Below are 15246 nucleotides of genomic sequence, written 5' to 3' on the forward strand. Positions count from 1 at the left end.
GTCAGCTGGTGAAGTCGGCGACCAGGGCGGCGAATTCGTCCGGGGTGGCCAGGCGGATGCCGAGGTCTTCGGCCTTGGCCCGCTTGGATCCTGCGCCTTCCCCGGCGACGACCAGGGTGGTCTTCTTGGAGACGTTGGAGGAGGAGCGGCCGCCGGCGCGTTCGATGAGTTCGTTCATCTGGTTGCGGCTGAGTTTCTCCAGCGCGCCGGTCATCGCGCCGGTGACCACCACCGTCATCCCGGCCAGCGGGCCGCCCGCCGCCTTTGTGCCGCCGGCAGCGGCGTCGGTGTCGCCGGCCGCGGGCGGCGGGGTCACCCCGGGCTCGGTCATGTTCACCCCGGCCGCGATGAGCTTGTCGATGAGCGGGGCGAGTTCGGCGAGTTCAGCAACGATCGAGGGTGCTTTTTCGGTGCCGATGCCCTCGACCTGCTGCATCGCGTCCGCGTCTGCGGCGCGGATGGTGTCCATGGTGGCGAAATGGCGGGCGATACGGCGGGACATGGAGCGTCCGGTGCCGCGGACCCCGAGAGCACACAGCACCCGCGACAGTGGCTGGCCCTTGGCCGCGGCGATTGCGGTGAGGAGGTTGTCGGTGCTGGTGGCACCCATCCGCTCCAGTGCCAGGAGCTGGTCGCGGGTGAGAGTGAACAGGTCGGCAAGGTCGGTGACCAGGCCGGCCTCGACGAGCTGCACGATGCGGGTGACGCCCAGACCTTCGATGTCGAGCTGGTCGCGGCCGGCGGCGTAGGACAGGGAGGCGACCAGGTGGCAGTTGCGGCCCTGCTCGCACCGCCAGCGTTCCTGGCTGGTGTCGATGGCGGAGCCGCAGCGCGGGCACACCTCGGGGAAGGCGATGGGTTGCTCGTCCCCGGTGCGCAGGTGGGCAACCGGAGCCTCGATGCGGGGGATGACGTCGCCGGCGCGGTGCACCATGACATGGTCGCCCAGGCGCAGACCGCGGCGGGCGATGTCGGCCGGGTTGTGCAGGGTGGCGTAGGTGATGGTGGCACCGTCGATCTCCACAGGCTCCAGAACTCCGCGGGGGGCGACGATGCCGGTGCGGCCCACGTTCCACTCCACATCGAGCAGGCGGGTGATCTTCTCTACAGCCGGAAGCTTGTAGGCGATCGCCCAGCGAGGTGCACGCGACCCGGATCCTGCGGCCTGCTGGTCGGCGGCGAGGTCGGCCTTGATGACTATGCCGTCGATGCCGAACGGCAGCTCGGCGCGCAGGGCGGCGATCTCCCGCACGCGGTCCAGAACCTCCTCCACGGTGGTGGCGATGATCCCGGGGGCCGCCGTGGTGGCGGTGGTGTTCACTCCCATCTGCGCGGTCAGATCCATGAGGTCGCTGTGGGCGAGCCCGTTCAGCCGCTCTGTGAGCGCGGAGTCGGCGTCGGGCAGGGACAACAGGCTGTAGCCGAAGAACGTCATCGGCACCGTGTAGGCACGGTCCTTGGCGCGCAGGGTGCCTGCGGAAGCACCGCGCGCGTTGGCGAACGGCTGCCCGCCGTGCGCGGTGCGCACCTCGTTGGCGTGCTCGAATTGGGCCGTCGTCATGAGGACTTCGCCGCGCACCTCCACGGTTACCGGCTGGTCCAGCTTCTCGGGCAGGCCCTCAAGGGTGCCGATCGCGTGCGAGACGTCCTCCCCGGCGATCCCGTCGCCGCGGGTGATCAGCCGGGCCAGGCGTCCCTGGGTGTAGCGGGCGGCGATCGCGAGACCGTCAAGCTTCGGCTCGACGCTGAAGCGTCTCACCTCGTGGCCGATCCGTCTGGCCAGCGAGACCGTCCAGGCCGTGAAGTCCTCAGGTGAGAACACGTTGTCCAGACTCAGCATCGCCACCGTGTGCGGCACGTCGCCCACCACCGCCCCGCCGGCGACTTTCCCGGTCGGCGAATTGGGCAGCACCTGATCGGGATGGTCCGTCTCCCACGCGGCGATGCCGCGTACCAGTCGGTCGTAAGCATCATCGTCCAGCGCCGACGTGCCGCCCTCGTAGTAGGCCGCCGACGCTTTCACCGCGTCCTCGACCGCCTGCGCGTAGGCGGCACCATCCATGATCTCTGCAGCGGGAGTCGTCATGCCCGTCATCCTGCACGCCACCACTGACAACGCCCCGGCCTGCACATGGGACACGCCTGACGAACTGCGGCGCTGTCACCGCGGTGAGGATCTGCGCGGCAGGCCGATGGTCGGATCACGGGGGCCGGTGACTGAGGCGGAAAGTGCTCCGACCAGGTCGGAGCACTGGAGGGGAGCGCCGGGCGGAGTGTGTCTGCCGGCTCGAGCGGTCAGGCGGCCTGGCGGGCCTGGGCGGCGCTGCGCTGCGCGGGGGCCGTGGCCTTTTGCCAGGTGCGGCAGCTGGTGATGACGGCGTCGTAGGCGACGGTGAGGGTGGTCAGGGTGAGGGCCATGAGGGTGTCGCTGTGGTGCAGGACGGCCGCTGATCTCGTACTGGCCGCGCTTGATGTGACGGGGATGGGGTCGCGGTGACGATGGGTCCACCGGCAGCCTCGCCCTCCCGGCCATCGCCACCTCCGGCACCCTGCACTTCACCCAGGCACCGCTGACGCCGCGCCTCTGCGTATCGACGGCACCTGGGGCAACTGGGATGCGATCGAGGAACTCTGGCTTGCCGGTGAGCTACACGAGATACACCCGGTGCCGCCCACCGTGTGAGGCGGTGCGCGACCCGAGCATCCGTCAATGCACCTCAGTGCGAGGAATGGCAGGTGTTGTGGTGGGCGATGTCGAGGACGAAGCGCTCGGGGCGGTGCAGCTGCTTCGTCGTGTAGGAGGGCTTGCTGTTGAACGCGGCCCCGAAGGTGACGACGCCCTCGAAGTCGCCGGTCAGTGCGAAGCCCTTGAGTTTCGGCAGATTCAGCTTGATCAGGCGCGGGCCTTTGTAGACGGTCCTGCCCGCGTTGTTGTGGGCTGCAGCTGGGGAGAGCTTGATCTCCAGGAAGTGCTTCCCGGCCAGCGGGACCTTCTTCCCCGAGCTGTCGTAGCGGAGTTCCTTGACACGCGTGACAGTGGTCGGCGGCAGTTTGCCCTTCACATCGATGACGACCCGGTCGAAGGAGCAGTGGCCGGCGATCCTGGCGTTGACCACGAGACTCGTGGACGGTGCCGGGGACGTGGCGGCGGCAGATGCCGACGCGGCGGTGCCGGCCAACAGGAGTGCGCTCGCGGTGATGGCGATGAGGGGATGGTGGGTGTACATGACGCCCCCTTATGAGACGTCGGGGACTGGTTGTCACAGTATGAGACATATGTGAGGGTCATACGGTTGCACGCTTTGGCGAATGATTCTCATGTACTGAAGTGCGATCGCCGACCTCGACGGTCGCCGGCATAGCCGCGGTCAGCGCAGACCCGGGTGATCTGTGGCTGTGTGAGGCGCAGCCGCCAGCACACGTCGCGGTCCCACCCTTCCAGGACAGCGCGCACATCCTTGGGCTTCTGCGGCATCGCAGCGTCCAGGGCGACCTTGGCCCCGAAGGAATGACCCAGCAGCAACGTGCTGGCATCGGGTGCGTGGCGGGCAGCGAAGGCAGCCACCGCGGCCCGCACGGTCCAGCGCCAGCACCGAATAACCCAACCGCGCGCCTAATACCAGCACAGACACATCCGGGTGCGCCTGGCCATCGAAGTACCCGGCGTTCATTCCCCCGCCATGCAGCGCAACGATCACCGCGTGCGCAGAACCGTCCGCGATTTCACTTATCAAGCCGGACAGTGCAATACCGTCCGCATCGACGTTGACGGGCCGTACCCCCGGGGACATCTGTCTGTCGTGCACGTGCGGAGCGACCTGCGGCCGGGTGGCTCGGCACAGACCCCGGCCGGGTCAGGCAAGAGACAAGGGCAACATCGGGATAGCCGTCGTAGATGCGTTCTTCGCCCGTGGCCCCGGTGATCACCGGGAACATCACGACCCGGAAGCGGTCGACGAGTCCGGCTCGCAGCAGGGACCGGCACAGGCTCAGGCTGCCGATCGTGCTGAGGAGCCCCGAGCCATTCGACTTCATGCCGCGGACCGTCTCGACGGCGTCGTCGCGGACGAGCGTGGAATTGGCCCACGTCAGTGGCTCCTCAAGGGCGGAGGAGAACACCACCTTGGACGCCTGGGTGAGCTCGTCCACGGACGCCTCTTCTTCGGGCCTGAACTCGTTTTGACCCTTCGGTACCTCGCCTGCAGCAAAGCCCGACATCAGACGGTAGGTGTTCGCTCCCATCAGGTAGGTGGCCTCGGGCTGCTCGCCGAGCCATGCGAGGTACTCCGGACCCTCGAGGCCCCAGAACCCGGGCCATCCCTCACCCGATGCGTAGCCGTCGAGGGAGGTGATGAAGTCGACGAGAAGTTCCGACATGGCTGGTGTCCTTTCCTGCGGTGTCACGAGTTTGGACCGGCCCGAAGCCACAAACTCATCGGCCGGGCTGTGGCGTAACGAGAGCAGCCGTGCCCCTGCAGCCGAGCAATTCGGCAAACCTGGTCAAGCCTTCGGCGCGCCCGACCTCGCCCAGCGGCTCACCGTCTACCGGGAGCTCCAGCACCGTATGGAGGCCCTGGGGACGGTCCCCGAGACCGACCAGACTGACGTGGACACCCTGGTCAGCGCCGCCCGGCCGCCGGCCGTGCCCCGCGTCCCTGCGAAGCGCCACTCCGCGCCCACGCTTGCCCCTGTGCCCCTGTGCCCCTGTGCCCCTGTGCCCCTGCGCGGCGCGCACGACGCTCTGTCGGCTGCAGAGGCCGCCGAGGTCGGCCGATGTGCAGCGCGCAGGCGCGGCACTGGAGCCGCCAGGACGTAAGAACAGGCTCGATCGGCGGATCGGAGGTCGACCTGGCCTTCCTCCTTCCGGACACCGCGGCGCGGACGCTGCCGGGGATCGGCGAGGCCTCGCTGTTGCGCGCAGGGCGGGGCTGCTGCGCTCGGCCGCCGATGTGCGGTCGGCTGGGGTCAGGCGGCGTTCTGTGCCGCGAGGGCATCGTTCAGGGTGGGGTACAGGGGGATGATGTCGGCCAGGCCGACGACGTGCAGGAGGTCCAGCACGCGCGCCGGAGTGTGGGCCAGGCGCAGAGAGCCGCCCTTGGCATGGGCGGCGTTGTTCGCCGCGACAAGGACGTTGATGCCGCTGGAGTCCATGAAGATGACGTCGCGGAAGTCGACGACCGCGTGCCGGGGGAATTTGTCGTCTGCGGTGAGGGCCTGGCGGAAGGTGTCGGCTGTGGTGTGGTCGATCTCGCCGGCAAGGGCCAGGACGTGCACGCCGTCAGCGGTGGTGTGCTCGGTCACGGCCAAGTGGGCTTGGCGCATACCGTCTCCTGTCCGTCGTAGGCGGGACTCGCCGCTACGAGGCCACCACCACGCAAACGCATGCCGCCGCGCGATGTCAACCGTCCCCCCTGCCAGAGCGGCCTGAACAGGCTCGGGCGGGGCAGATGTCAGGGGCTGTGGTGCAATGGGAGGGCACGGCATGAATTCGTATGCTGATCATGTGAGACGGGCGGGTGCATGAGGCAGGCCGCGGGGGATGAGGGACAAACGGCCAAGGGCCGTGATGTGCTGTCGGCGTCGGCCGCCTTTGACGGCGATGCCTCTTGTATCGGCGCCGCACGGCATCTGGCCACCGGCTTCCTCACCAGGGTGCAGGCCGTGCACGGGCTGCCGGTGTCCGAACGGGCGATGGGGATGACGGAGTTGGTGGTCAGTGAACTGGTCACCAACTCGGTGAAGTACGCGCCGGGACCGGTCATGCTCGACCTGCAGATCAGCCAGGGCGCGGTGCGGGTGTCGGTATGGGACAGCGATCCGGTGCTGCCGGACGTCGCAGCCACCGATCCGCAGCGGGTCGGGCGGCACGGTATGGAGATCACCCTCGCCGTCAGCCAGGGCTATGAGGTCCACCGTGAGCCGGTCGGCAAACGCGTCACGGCACTGATCGCGCTGGCCGACGACCCCGGCGGGGGCATCGCCGGCCGCACTGCGCCATAGGGCCCGAAGGGGAGGCTGATGGGCAGGTCGGGCTCGATCCGGGGCGTGGACACGCCATGGCGTCGTCCCTACTCGTCGCCCAGGTACGGACGTCCAGCGAGATGGTGCTTCTGCCTGGTCGCACAGACGGACGATGGGAGGGGCGCCTGACCTGGCGGTGCCGGCAGCCGCTCGACGCGTCAGTCGGAGTCCCTGGCGTCGATCTTCATGTCTCCAGGCGCAAGTTGGCTTGATGGCTGCGTAGAGGCCGGGCAGATGCCGTGCAGGCGGGCGCCTCGACTTCTCCGTCGTGTGCATGACCTGCAGATGCCGGGGTAACCGCGCTGCTGTCGGCCCGTGTCAGGCCGGCAGCGTGCAGTGAATAGGGGAGGGAAGCATCATGACGACAGTGACTGCGGCGAAGACGGACACGAACGTAACCGGTCTGCCAGAGGTCGCCGACCCTTCCCAGGTGGCGCCGAAAGACGCCCGGCAGCTGACACGTCTGTTCTTCGACCAGCTGGCGGTGCTGGAGGAGGGCACGCCCGAGTACAGCTACGCGCGCAACACCCTGATTGAGATGAACATGTCCCTGGTCCGCTTCGCGGCCGGTCGCTTCCGCAGCCGCGGGCCGGAGGAGATGGAGGACATCGTCCAGGTCGGCATGATCGGACTGATCAAAGCCATCGACCGGTTCGAGCTCACTCGGGAGGTGGAGTTCACCTCCTTCGCCATTCCCTACATCGTCGGTGAGATCAAGCGGTTCTTCCGTGACACCACCTGGGCCGTGCACGTGCCGCGCCGACTGCAGGAGGCCCGCGTCCAGCTCGCCCGCGCCACCGAAGAGCTCCGCAGCCGTCTGGGGCGCACGCCGACGGTGAAGGAACTGTCGGAGCTGATGAGCCTGTCCGAGGAAGAGGTGCGCGAGGCGCGCCTGGCCTCCAACAGCTACAACTCCTCCTCCCTGGACGCGGCGATCAGCGGCAGTGAGGACGGTGAGAGCGCCTTGGCCGACTTCATCGGGGCCGAGGACCGAGCGCTCGAGCTCGTGGAGGACTTCCACGCCCTGGCCCCGCTGATCGCCGCGCTGGACGACCGCGACCGGCAGATCATCCACATGCGCTTCGTGGAAGAACTCACCCAGGCTCAGATCGGCGAACGCCTCGGCGTCTCCCAGATGCACGTCTCCCGGCTCCTCTCCCGCACCCTCGCCCGGCTGCGCGAAGGCATGCTCACCACTCATTGACAGCAACTCGCGGCCGGGTGCCCAGCCGCCTGCCCACACCGCTGCATGAGTGGTCGGGTCCGCGGCAACGGACGACTTTCGTGCCTCTCCTGCTGGCGTTGGGCGAAGAGGTCCTGGGGTCGCTGCAGGTGGCAGTCCAGGACAGTCGTATCGGGATGCGCTGGTCTGCGGGCCGGACTGAAGGTCAAGGAACCAACTTGAGCGCGCTCCGACTCTGCGGTGAATTCCTCTTCCGTCCAGTCGGCGCGCCTGGGTTCCAGCGTCATTCCGGCCAGCTCGGCCATCAGGTCGAGTTCAGCCGGCCAGATGTATCGGTGTGGGCTGCGAAACAGGCTGGCCTCACGGCCGGCCTCGGCGTTGGCCCGAAGTGGTGCGAGACGACCTGCTGGTGCAGGACATCGTAGGTGTCGAGCCCGATATAGCCCGGCGCCGACCCCAAGACCACGCCCCTGCTGGCCTGGCGGCAACTTGCGAAGTTCGGGGACCCACAGCTCGACTACGAACCGTCCGTCCGGCGTGAGGTGGCGTGCGGCATTTCGGATGCAGGCAACCTGCTCGGCCTGCGTGAGCAGGACCGAGATGCCCTTGTAGACGAGGTAGACGAGGTAGACGAGCTGGAACTCGCCCGGGACTCACACAGTGGCCATGTCGCCGACCACGACCGAGATGGCCGCCTCCTCTGCTTTGGTGCGGAGCTGATCGAGCATCGGCTCCGACAGCTCGACGCCACTGACCGGGACTCCGCGCTCCGCGAGCGGCAGTGCGCCCCGCCCGGTGCCGACGGCGAACTCCAGCCCGCCCGCCCCCGGTGAGCTCCGCTTGAAGCATGCACAGCGTTGATTGACCACCGTCCGAGGAACGTCAACGCCCTTTCTTCACAGCAGAGATGAGGGTGTGCCACGGCTGGCTCCTCCTCGGCCCAACGATGGCACCCCGAGAAGCATCGGCGATGTTCCATGTCCCGGCCAGGCGCATGATGTGACCTCGCCCTCTCCCGCGCCGGCTGGCGCCTCGGGCGGACTCACGCAGTCACAGTGATCACGACTCGATACGCGCCACAGGAGGGAGGGGTGGTTGGTGTGCCGCCCGCCGGTGGTTCACATTGGTGTTCATGACGACGAGGGGAACACCGCGGCCAGGAGCGCGTCGCGCGCAACTCCAGCGCATCGCCGGGCGGAGGCGACAGCTGCGGGGCACGCGAGCGCGGGCACCGTTGGGAGCGCGGCGGCCGGGCCAGCGCGCCGGAGCCGCTGAGCGGCACCGCGGGCTCACCGGCTCGGCCGCGGGCGGCGGTTCCCGCTCTGACGAGGCCGGCGGTGGCGCCGAGGGCGCGAGCTGGTGGGCCCGTCTGGAGCGCTCTGTCGGGCTGTTGGCCACAACTGCCTCCCTCGCCGTTGCCGCCTTCGCCTGGGTGTCGATCAGGCAGGTCGACAGCGAGCAGCACATCACGCGGGAAGGACAGATAGCCGACCGGTTCAACGCGGCCGTCGAACACATCGGCGACGACTCCGAGGATGTGCGCCTGGGCGGCGTCTACGCTCTCCAGCGCATCATGCAGGACTCCCCGCGCGACCAGCCCACCGTGATCGACGTCCTGTCCGCCTATATACGCGCACACGCCCCGAAACCGACGAAGGAAGTACCCGCCCCGGCGTCTCCGCACCGGGATGTCGCGGCGGCCCTGTCGGTGTTGGGCGCCAGGGACGGTCGGCATGACGGTACGGCTGTCGTGGACCTACGGGGGGCCTATCTGCGTCATGTCAATCTCAGTCACGCCGACCTGACAGGAGCGGATCTCCGCCACACCGACCTGCGCGACACGGTCCTCGACGGCGCGGACCTGAGTGAGGCCAACCTGACCGAGGCCCGACTGAGTGACGCGAGGCTTGCCGACATGGTGATGCACCGAGCGAATTTGACCGGTGCGGAGCTGCGGGATGTCGACGTGATCGGCTCGGACTGGAGCGGGGCGACGCTCACGCTCGCGCACATGCGCGCCGCGTACCTGGACGGTACGGACCTGAGCGGCGCCAAACTGTCGTTCGCGGATCTGCGCGAGGCCGTCATGCCTGTGGTGGATCTCCAGAAGGCCGAGCTCGGACTCACCGATCTGCGGGACGCGATCCTGTCGGGTGCGGACCTGCGCAACGCACGGATGAACAAGGCGGACCTGCGTCGTGCGACGCTGGGTGCCGCCGACTTCACTGGAGCGGACGTCTCCGAGGTCGATCTGCGGGGGGCGGATCTGGTAGACGCCTCCACGGAGGGCCGTTACAAAGACTTGCCGGACAGAAGCGTCAACATCACGGTGCAACAACTCCTGTTCGCGAGGCTCGACAAGGACACCCGACTGCCGAAGCGTCTCGCCGCGGACCCAGATCTGAAGAAGGCGACGGCAGGCCCCTAGTGAGACGGTTTTGAGTTCGCCCATCGCCACTTGCGTCGTCTTCCATGCCGCGTACCGCGCCAGCATTGCCAGCACAGAGGGGTGGCTGCGCCTCCTCAACAGCGAGCACGGCGACCAACTCATCGGCGTTTCCCCCCTTGTGGGCCCAGCGCCCCGCAAGGAATCGGGTTGTGGGCAACTGCCGTGACCTGGAGGTTCTATGAGCCACCCCCAACCCCCTTAGAAGGCGCCACGACCTGCCAAAACGCTGTTTTCGATCTTGCTTTCCGCGTCGTGATTCTTGAGCCGTGCCGAGGCGCCCGGCGCACCCACATCACGACAACGGGAGGAAGACTCCACCGTGTTGACGCACCTCGCCAAGCTCGCCCAGGTCGTTCCCGCCTTGCTCGGGCTGCTCTGGCTCGTCGCTCTCGCGTCCCATCCGATCGCCCCGTGCAGCCCGTCCGCCGAGCACCCCGCGCAGCCCCTGCTCGCGTCACGTGAGCCCACCGGCTTCCGTTCGGGAACGGTCACGGCGACCGTTCCCGAACGCCTACGCAAAGTTCCCATCTCGGACTGATGGCCCTTGACTTGCTTGTTCAGGGTTGAGAACCGGCACTCAGTACAGCTTGTTCACCGCCGTGACGGTGGTGGCCTTGAAGTCGGCCACCTGGGCGTGCTGGAAGGTGCCCATCTGACCCCAGCGGACGACCGTCACGGTGGCGCCGTCGCGGCCGACCGAGAAGAGGCCGATGTCGGAGGATCCCGAGGTGGAGGCTGTGTGGATGCCGTAGACGTCGGCGCCCTCCTCGACGTTCAGTCGGCCGTAGTACTTCTGCGTCGCCGTGATGTCAGGGTCCTGCTGCATGAGCTTCTTCGCGCAGCCGGCCAGGTCCTTGCGCAGCAGCGCCGCGAAGTCCTTCGCCCACTGTTCGCTGCGCCCTTCGACCGTGAGCTGCTGGGCGTTCGTGTCGTACTCCGTCCAGTACTCCCGGTGCCAGGTGGTGGAGGGCAGCGCGTCGCCCACGCACATCGGCAGCGGGTCGGGCTGGCCGGCCGTGACGGCTCCGGCGTACCACGGCGAGGACGGGTGGGGCGGCAGGTCGGCCGGCTCCAGGAACCGGGGTGTGTCGGAGGCCGGCGTGGCGGCGGCGGCCGGGACAGCGGCTGCGGTGATACCGGCCACGGCCGCCAGCGCGGCCACGGTGGTACGGATGCGTCGGGTACGGATCTGCATGGTCTCCCCCATTGGTTCCCCCGTCGAATGCGCGGGCTTGTGCCCTTGCCCCCCGTACGACCCGCCACCACCCGTGGCGGTTGCCCTGTACGTCCGCTACGGATCCGTCCCGATTGTCACCGTCCTGCCACCGGGTTCGAGGACGGCATCCACCACCACCGCGGGTCGGGGCACGGCCCCGCGGCCGTGGCGAGCCCCAGCCCCACCTGCCCGCGAGGCACTCCGACTCCTGCTCGGTACCCTCGCCAACGCCCTCTACGGGGCCCAGACGCTGACCCGTCCGGGGCCGTGCCACGCAGCGGCTGGGATGCCGACATCGGCGAACGGGCCACGGACACGGAGCAGTTCATGCGGACCACCCGCAAAGGCCGACCCCCGTACCGCCGGCCCGGACGCATGGTCGGCTACGCCATCCTCGGCCCCGACGCCAAAGCCTCCCGCGCCTCGGGCACCTTCCGACGCCGCGTCTTCTGGCTCCAGCCCACGACCGCGACAGCGAAACCGATGGCCTCTACGCCAACAGCGCCCCCGCCGAAGCCGTCGACCCCCGCACCCTCCAACCCCGCGTCAAGGGCTACAAGACCGAACGTTCCGAAGGCGGCCCACCCTCCGCCGCCATGCAGGAACCCGGCATGCAACTCCCGCTATAGCCGCCACGCCTGAGCCCGCCGAGCACAACTTCCTCCAGCGCACTCGGGGGCCTCGCGCGTTGCGCGCCACGCCTGTCACCTGTCAGGGACCAGCGCGAAGAAGCTCACTGAGCGGTGTGCGCCTTCACGATGCACACCGCTCAGTGGCTGTCAGGCGAAGACGGACAGGAGGAGCGCCATTCCGAGGCCGAGCACACTCACCAGGGTTTGCACCACGGTCTGTGTCTTCGTGGCCTGTGTGAGATCCATGCCGAAGGATTCCTTGACCAGCCAGAAGCCGGCGTGGTTCACGTAGTTCAGCCCGAGGGAGCCTGCCCCGATGGCCACCACGAGCAGTGATGCCTCCAGGCCGCCTCCGCTGACCATGGGGGCGATGATGCCGGTGGCGGAACCGGTGGTCAGAGACAGCAGGAGGGCGATCAGCCAGCCCAGTACGATGACGTTCAGATGCGCCCCCTTGGCGGCGGAGGCGATCGCGTCGCCGATGCCGGAGTCCTGGAGAACCTGCTTGAACGCACCACCGCCCCCGATGATGAGCAAAATGGTGGCGATGGACTTCAGGCTGTCCGTGAGGGAGGCGCGGACCTCCTCGCCGGTACGGTCCGTGCCAAGAGCGGTCACACCGAGGGCGAAGAGCAGCCCGGCGAGCATCGCCACGACGGGCTCGCCCAGGAAGGTCAGCGCGGAACCCACCGTGCTCGTCTCGTCGAGCACCGTTTCGGCGAGGGTCCGCAGCAGCATGAGGCCGACGGGGACGAGCACCGCGGTGATGGCCAGCCCGGTCGGTATCCCGGAACGGGACGTGACGTCCGTATCCGCCGATGACGCGTTCGGAGCGCCCACCGTCACACTGACCGGCGACTTCTCCCGGACAGACCGCGACGCACCGGTGAACTGCGCGACGAGAGCCTCGTCCGGGCGAACCTCGGCAAGGCGCGGCGCGATCCAGCGGGCGTAGACGGGGCCGGCAAGGATCACGGTGGGGACGGCGCAGACGAAGCCGACGACCATGGTGAGGCCCAGGTCGGCGTGGAGGCCGGTCATGGCGGTGAGCGGCCCCGGGTGCGGCGGCAGCATGCCGTGCAGGGTGGACAGCGCGGCGATGGCCGGTACGCCGAGCAGATGATGCTCATGGCCGCGGCGTTGCTAGCCACGCACCTCAGCACCGTGGGGACGCTCGCGCTGCCGCTGTGGGCGCAGGTGCCGATCGGGGTGGTGGCCGGCTTCGGCATCACGGGCGTGGCCGGCGGGGGTGTCCCTATGTGGTTGTCAAGCCGCAGCTGCGGCGGGAGCTGGTTCGGGATGCCGGTAGTGGGTGCCGTTGCGCAGCATCGCGTAGAGGACGTAGCAGCGTCGGCGGGCCAGGCAGATCAGCGCGGCGTTGTGCTTCTTGCCTTCGGCGCTGGGGACGGTGCAGATCCCGGCCCAGCGGCGCCGGAGCACCCAGCGGGTCCCACTGGCTTCGCCTCCTGCGAAGTGATCCGGGCCTGTCGCCGAGGCTTTCGCGGTTTTGCGCGCGGACTTCGACGGCGGCTGCGGCTCGCTTGGCCGGCTCGGCCCGGCTCGGCCCGGCTAGGCCCGGCTCGGCCCGTCCGCTCGGTTCGCCCGTCTGAGCTCGGTCCAACCCGGCTGGCTCGGACCGTCAGGCCGGACACGTCCCGCTGACTCGGCGTGCTGGATTGATCGGTCTGTCGCGCGCGCCCGGTCTGCGCCGGGCACGAAGCCGCGCTCCCGTTCAGCTGATGGCGAGCGTGAGCTTCCCGCCGGGGTGACCGTCCTCGCTCTCGATCTGCGCGGCGGCCGCGTCCTCGAGCGGGTAGCTCTTGCCTTGCGCGACCCGGACCCCGCGGTCGGTGACCCAGCCGACGATCGCGGTCAGCACCTCCGGCGACTGCTCGGGACTCGAGTAAGGGATCCCCAGCTCGTAGGCGGCCTCATCGGCGATGGTGACGATCCGGTCCTTCGTGCCCCGCAGCTTGACCGACCCGGGCAGCACCCCGTGCCCGGCGGCGTCGAACACGGCGTCCACCGGTCCCGGCGTGGCCTCGCGAACCCGCTCCTCCCAGCCGTCGCCGTAGAGGACGGGCACGACCCCCAGCGACTTCAGGTCGTCGAGGTTCCGGCTGCCGGCGGTGCCGATGACGGTAGCGCCCTGCGCGACGGCCACCTGCGCGGCGAAGCGCCCGACCGTGCCGCTGGCGCCGTGGACCAGCAGCGTCTCGCCTTCGCGGACCTCGAGCAGTCCGAGGACGCGAAGCGCGGTCTCGCCGGCGACCGGCAGCGCCGCCGCGTCTGCCCACGAAATGCCTGCGGGCTTGGGCGCGAGCGCCTTCGCCAGCGCGTACTCGGCGTAGCCGCCGGTCTCGGGCCAGCCGAGCACCTCGTCGCCGACAGCGAACTCCGCGCCCTCGCCTGCGGCGTCGACGACGCCGGCCACTTCGAAACCGGGGGTGTGAGGGAAGGAAACCTGGAAGTTCTGCCGCTTGGAGCCGTTGCGGATCTTCCAGTCGAGAGGGTTGATCCCGGCGGCCTGGACGGCCAGCCGCACCTGCCCCGGGCCGGGTTCTGGCACCGGGACCTCGGACAGCTGCAGGACTTCCGGCCCGCCGTAGGCGGAGAAGGTGATCGCTCGCATGGGTTCTCTGCGTTCCTCGAGGTGTGACTTCGAATGTTGGCGGATGCGTTGCCGTGCCCAGAGCGCCGAGACCGTGGGCACGATCGCGGGGCGTTCCGATCGCGGGGCGCTCATCGCGGCCGGAGGCTCAGGAACCAACCACGTTCGTGGGCGCGGTCCATCCGGTGGATCGGATCCACTCGGCCAGGTCCAGGGTGGCCGGCTCGATCGCCCGCACAACCGCAAGATCCGACGGGTGTTCCGCCGCCTTCGCGAACTGGCGGAACATCGCCCTGTCGAGGTCGCTGGGAAGCACGCTCAACGGGAGGGCCTCGTAACGTGCCGGGAGCCCGGCGCGCGCGCCGAACGCCGCGGCGATCTGAGGGCCCGTGAGCTCGTCGCCGACGAGCTCGACGGCTCCGCCGGGTGCCTCCGCGGTGTCGAGCAGGAGCGCGGCGGCGACCCGGCCGACGTCCCTGAGCGAGATCATCTTCAGGGCAACGTCCTCCGGCAGCGGCAGCCTCAGCACGATCTCTCCGTGCTCCAGGCTCGGTGCCATCTCCTCCATGAAGGGGGCCGGGCGAACCATCGTGGCCCTGAGGCCGGACTTCCTCAGGTGCTCCTCGATCGAGTGCTTCGAGTCGTGGTGCGGCACACCCCACTCCCGGTCCGCGCCGATGACCGAGTTGAACACGACGTGCGGGACGCGTGCCGCGACCGCCGCGTCGACGAGCGCGGTGCCGATGCGGATCTCCGTCTCGACCTCTTCGAGGCTGTTCGCCTCCGGGGTCATGAAGGAGAACCCCTCGACCGCCGTCAGCGCGGCGGCCAACGACGCCGGGTCGTCGGTCCGGATGGCCGCCAGTTCGACGCCGCGGGCGGCCAGCGCCTGAGCCCGGTCGGACTGAGGGTTGCGGACCAGGGCCCGCACCGGGGCCTTGTGGTCCAGCAGCGCGTCGACCACGAGCCCGCCCTGTCGCCCCGTCGCGCCGAAGACTGCGATCGTGCCGGTCGTCTGTGTGTTCATCGCTGCCACCCTTCACCAGCGGCCTCGACCTTGATCTTTTGTGACATGTCTCTACGGTGCGGTCTGCGGCGCCAGGCGCACCACCGGTATCACGCCAGGTTCTTCCG

The 15246-nt window shown here is 68.9% G+C and carries 13 protein-coding genes and 3 pseudogenes; 5 read left to right on the top strand and 11 right to left on the bottom strand.

What is annotated here, in order from left to right; translation table 11 throughout:
* Position 1: 1 nt before the first annotated feature.
* The 5 genes from ligA to D1369_RS41255 form a co-directional block, all read right to left on the bottom strand.
* Positions 2-2086 (bottom strand): NAD-dependent DNA ligase LigA, encoded by a 2085-nt coding sequence (gene ligA, locus D1369_RS41235; RefSeq protein WP_037898558.1) that lies wholly within the window; start codon positions 2084-2086, stop codon positions 2-4.
* Positions 2087-2295: 209 nt separating this feature from the next.
* Complete coding sequence (locus tag D1369_RS44665; protein ID WP_007379308.1) at positions 2296-2418, bottom strand: hypothetical protein; 123 nt, start codon at positions 2416-2418, stop codon at positions 2296-2298.
* 299 nt (positions 2419-2717) lie between these two features.
* Complete coding sequence (locus D1369_RS41240) at positions 2718-3227, bottom strand: hypothetical protein (RefSeq protein WP_007379307.1); 510 nt, start codon at positions 3225-3227, stop codon at positions 2718-2720.
* A gap of 496 nt (positions 3228-3723) precedes the next feature.
* Positions 3724-4377: a dihydrofolate reductase family protein gene (locus tag D1369_RS41250; protein WP_007379305.1), complete on the bottom strand. Its 654-nt coding sequence runs from the start codon at positions 4375-4377 to the stop codon at positions 3724-3726.
* 588 nt (positions 4378-4965) lie between these two features.
* The gene (locus D1369_RS41255; RefSeq protein WP_050789647.1) at positions 4966-5322 is read right to left on the bottom strand and encodes an STAS domain-containing protein; all 357 of its coding nucleotides are present in this window, start codon (positions 5320-5322) and stop codon (positions 4966-4968) included.
* Between the two features lie 198 nt (positions 5323-5520).
* On the opposite strand from D1369_RS41255, the gene D1369_RS41260 reads away from it, so the two are divergent.
* Both D1369_RS41260 and D1369_RS41265 read left to right on the top strand, forming a co-directional pair.
* Positions 5521-6000, top strand: a complete 480-nt coding sequence (locus D1369_RS41260; protein ID WP_118083075.1) for an ATP-binding protein — start codon at positions 5521-5523, stop codon at positions 5998-6000.
* 379 nt (positions 6001-6379) lie between these two features.
* Positions 6380-7225, top strand: a complete 846-nt coding sequence (locus D1369_RS41265; RefSeq protein WP_007379302.1) for an RNA polymerase sigma factor SigF — start codon at positions 6380-6382, stop codon at positions 7223-7225.
* A gap of 209 nt (positions 7226-7434) precedes the next feature.
* Here the strand turns inward: D1369_RS41265 and D1369_RS41270 are convergent.
* Positions 7435-8019 (bottom strand): annotated as a pseudogene (locus tag D1369_RS41270) (class I SAM-dependent methyltransferase); the annotation flags it as partial.
* A gap of 317 nt (positions 8020-8336) precedes the next feature.
* Here D1369_RS41270 and D1369_RS41275 point away from each other — a divergent pair.
* Positions 8337-9632 carry a pentapeptide repeat-containing protein gene (locus D1369_RS41275; RefSeq protein WP_205574510.1) on the top strand — a complete coding sequence of 432 codons (1296 nt, stop codon included), beginning with the start codon at positions 8337-8339 and terminating at the stop codon, positions 9630-9632.
* A gap of 340 nt (positions 9633-9972) precedes the next feature.
* Positions 9973-10191, top strand: a complete 219-nt coding sequence (locus tag D1369_RS41280) for a hypothetical protein (protein ID WP_037898556.1) — start codon at positions 9973-9975, stop codon at positions 10189-10191.
* 39 nt (positions 10192-10230) lie between these two features.
* Here the strand turns inward: D1369_RS41280 and D1369_RS41285 are convergent, their stop codons facing one another.
* Positions 10231-10848, bottom strand: coding sequence for a hypothetical protein (locus D1369_RS41285; RefSeq protein ID WP_037902803.1), 618 nt, complete (start codon positions 10846-10848; stop codon positions 10231-10233).
* A gap of 357 nt (positions 10849-11205) precedes the next feature.
* Between D1369_RS41285 and D1369_RS44335 the strand changes: the two are divergent.
* Positions 11206-11498, top strand: a pseudogene (locus tag D1369_RS44335) (DUF6009 family protein); the annotation flags it as partial.
* 150 nt (positions 11499-11648) lie between these two features.
* On the opposite strand, the gene D1369_RS41295 reads toward D1369_RS44335, so the two are convergent.
* From D1369_RS41295 to D1369_RS41310, 4 genes and pseudogenes are all read right to left on the bottom strand, one after another.
* On the bottom strand, positions 11649-12620 hold the full coding sequence (locus tag D1369_RS41295; protein ID WP_272920839.1) for a gluconate transporter: 972 nt from the start codon (positions 12618-12620) through the stop codon (positions 11649-11651).
* 147 nt (positions 12621-12767) lie between these two features.
* Positions 12768-12899 (bottom strand): annotated as a pseudogene (locus D1369_RS41300) (IS110 family transposase); the annotation flags it as partial.
* A 334-nt stretch (positions 12900-13233) separates the two neighbouring features.
* Positions 13234-14133: an NADP-dependent oxidoreductase gene (locus tag D1369_RS41305; protein ID WP_007379296.1), complete on the bottom strand. Its 900-nt coding sequence runs from the start codon at positions 14131-14133 to the stop codon at positions 13234-13236.
* 127 nt (positions 14134-14260) lie between these two features.
* Positions 14261-15139, bottom strand: a complete 879-nt coding sequence (locus D1369_RS41310) for an NmrA/HSCARG family protein (protein ID WP_037898554.1) — start codon at positions 15137-15139, stop codon at positions 14261-14263.
* Positions 15140-15246 lie beyond the last annotated feature (107 nt).

Source organism: Streptomyces sp. CC0208 (assembly GCF_003443735.1).
Lineage (GTDB): Bacteria > Actinomycetota > Actinomycetes > Streptomycetales > Streptomycetaceae > Streptomyces > Streptomyces sviceus.

What these genes read in the sequence shown, in the direction of transcription:
- ligA (WP_037898558.1), bottom strand. Translation starts at nt 2,086, where the DNA reads ATGACGACTCCCGCTGCAGAGATCATGGATGGTGCCGCCTACGCGCAG.
- D1369_RS44665 (WP_007379308.1), bottom strand. Translation starts at nt 2,418, where the DNA reads ATGGCCCTCACCCTGACCACCCTCACCGTCGCCTACGACGCCGTCATC.
- D1369_RS41240 (WP_007379307.1), bottom strand. Translation starts at nt 3,227, where the DNA reads ATGTACACCCACCATCCCCTCATCGCCATCACCGCGAGCGCACTCCTG.
- D1369_RS41250 (WP_007379305.1), bottom strand. Translation starts at nt 4,377, where the DNA reads ATGTCGGAACTTCTCGTCGACTTCATCACCTCCCTCGACGGCTACGCA.
- D1369_RS41255 (WP_050789647.1), bottom strand. Translation starts at nt 5,322, where the DNA reads ATGCGCCAAGCCCACTTGGCCGTGACCGAGCACACCACCGCTGACGGC.
- D1369_RS41260 (WP_118083075.1), top strand. Translation starts at nt 5,521, where the DNA reads ATGAGGCAGGCCGCGGGGGATGAGGGACAAACGGCCAAGGGCCGTGAT.
- D1369_RS41265 (WP_007379302.1), top strand. Translation starts at nt 6,380, where the DNA reads ATGACGACAGTGACTGCGGCGAAGACGGACACGAACGTAACCGGTCTG.
- D1369_RS41275 (WP_205574510.1), top strand. Translation starts at nt 8,337, where the DNA reads ATGACGACGAGGGGAACACCGCGGCCAGGAGCGCGTCGCGCGCAACTC.
- D1369_RS41285 (WP_037902803.1), bottom strand. Translation starts at nt 10,848, where the DNA reads ATGCAGATCCGTACCCGACGCATCCGTACCACCGTGGCCGCGCTGGCG.
- D1369_RS41305 (WP_007379296.1), bottom strand. Translation starts at nt 14,133, where the DNA reads ATGCGAGCGATCACCTTCTCCGCCTACGGCGGGCCGGAAGTCCTGCAG.
- D1369_RS41310 (WP_037898554.1), bottom strand. Translation starts at nt 15,139, where the DNA reads ATGAACACACAGACGACCGGCACGATCGCAGTCTTCGGCGCGACGGGG.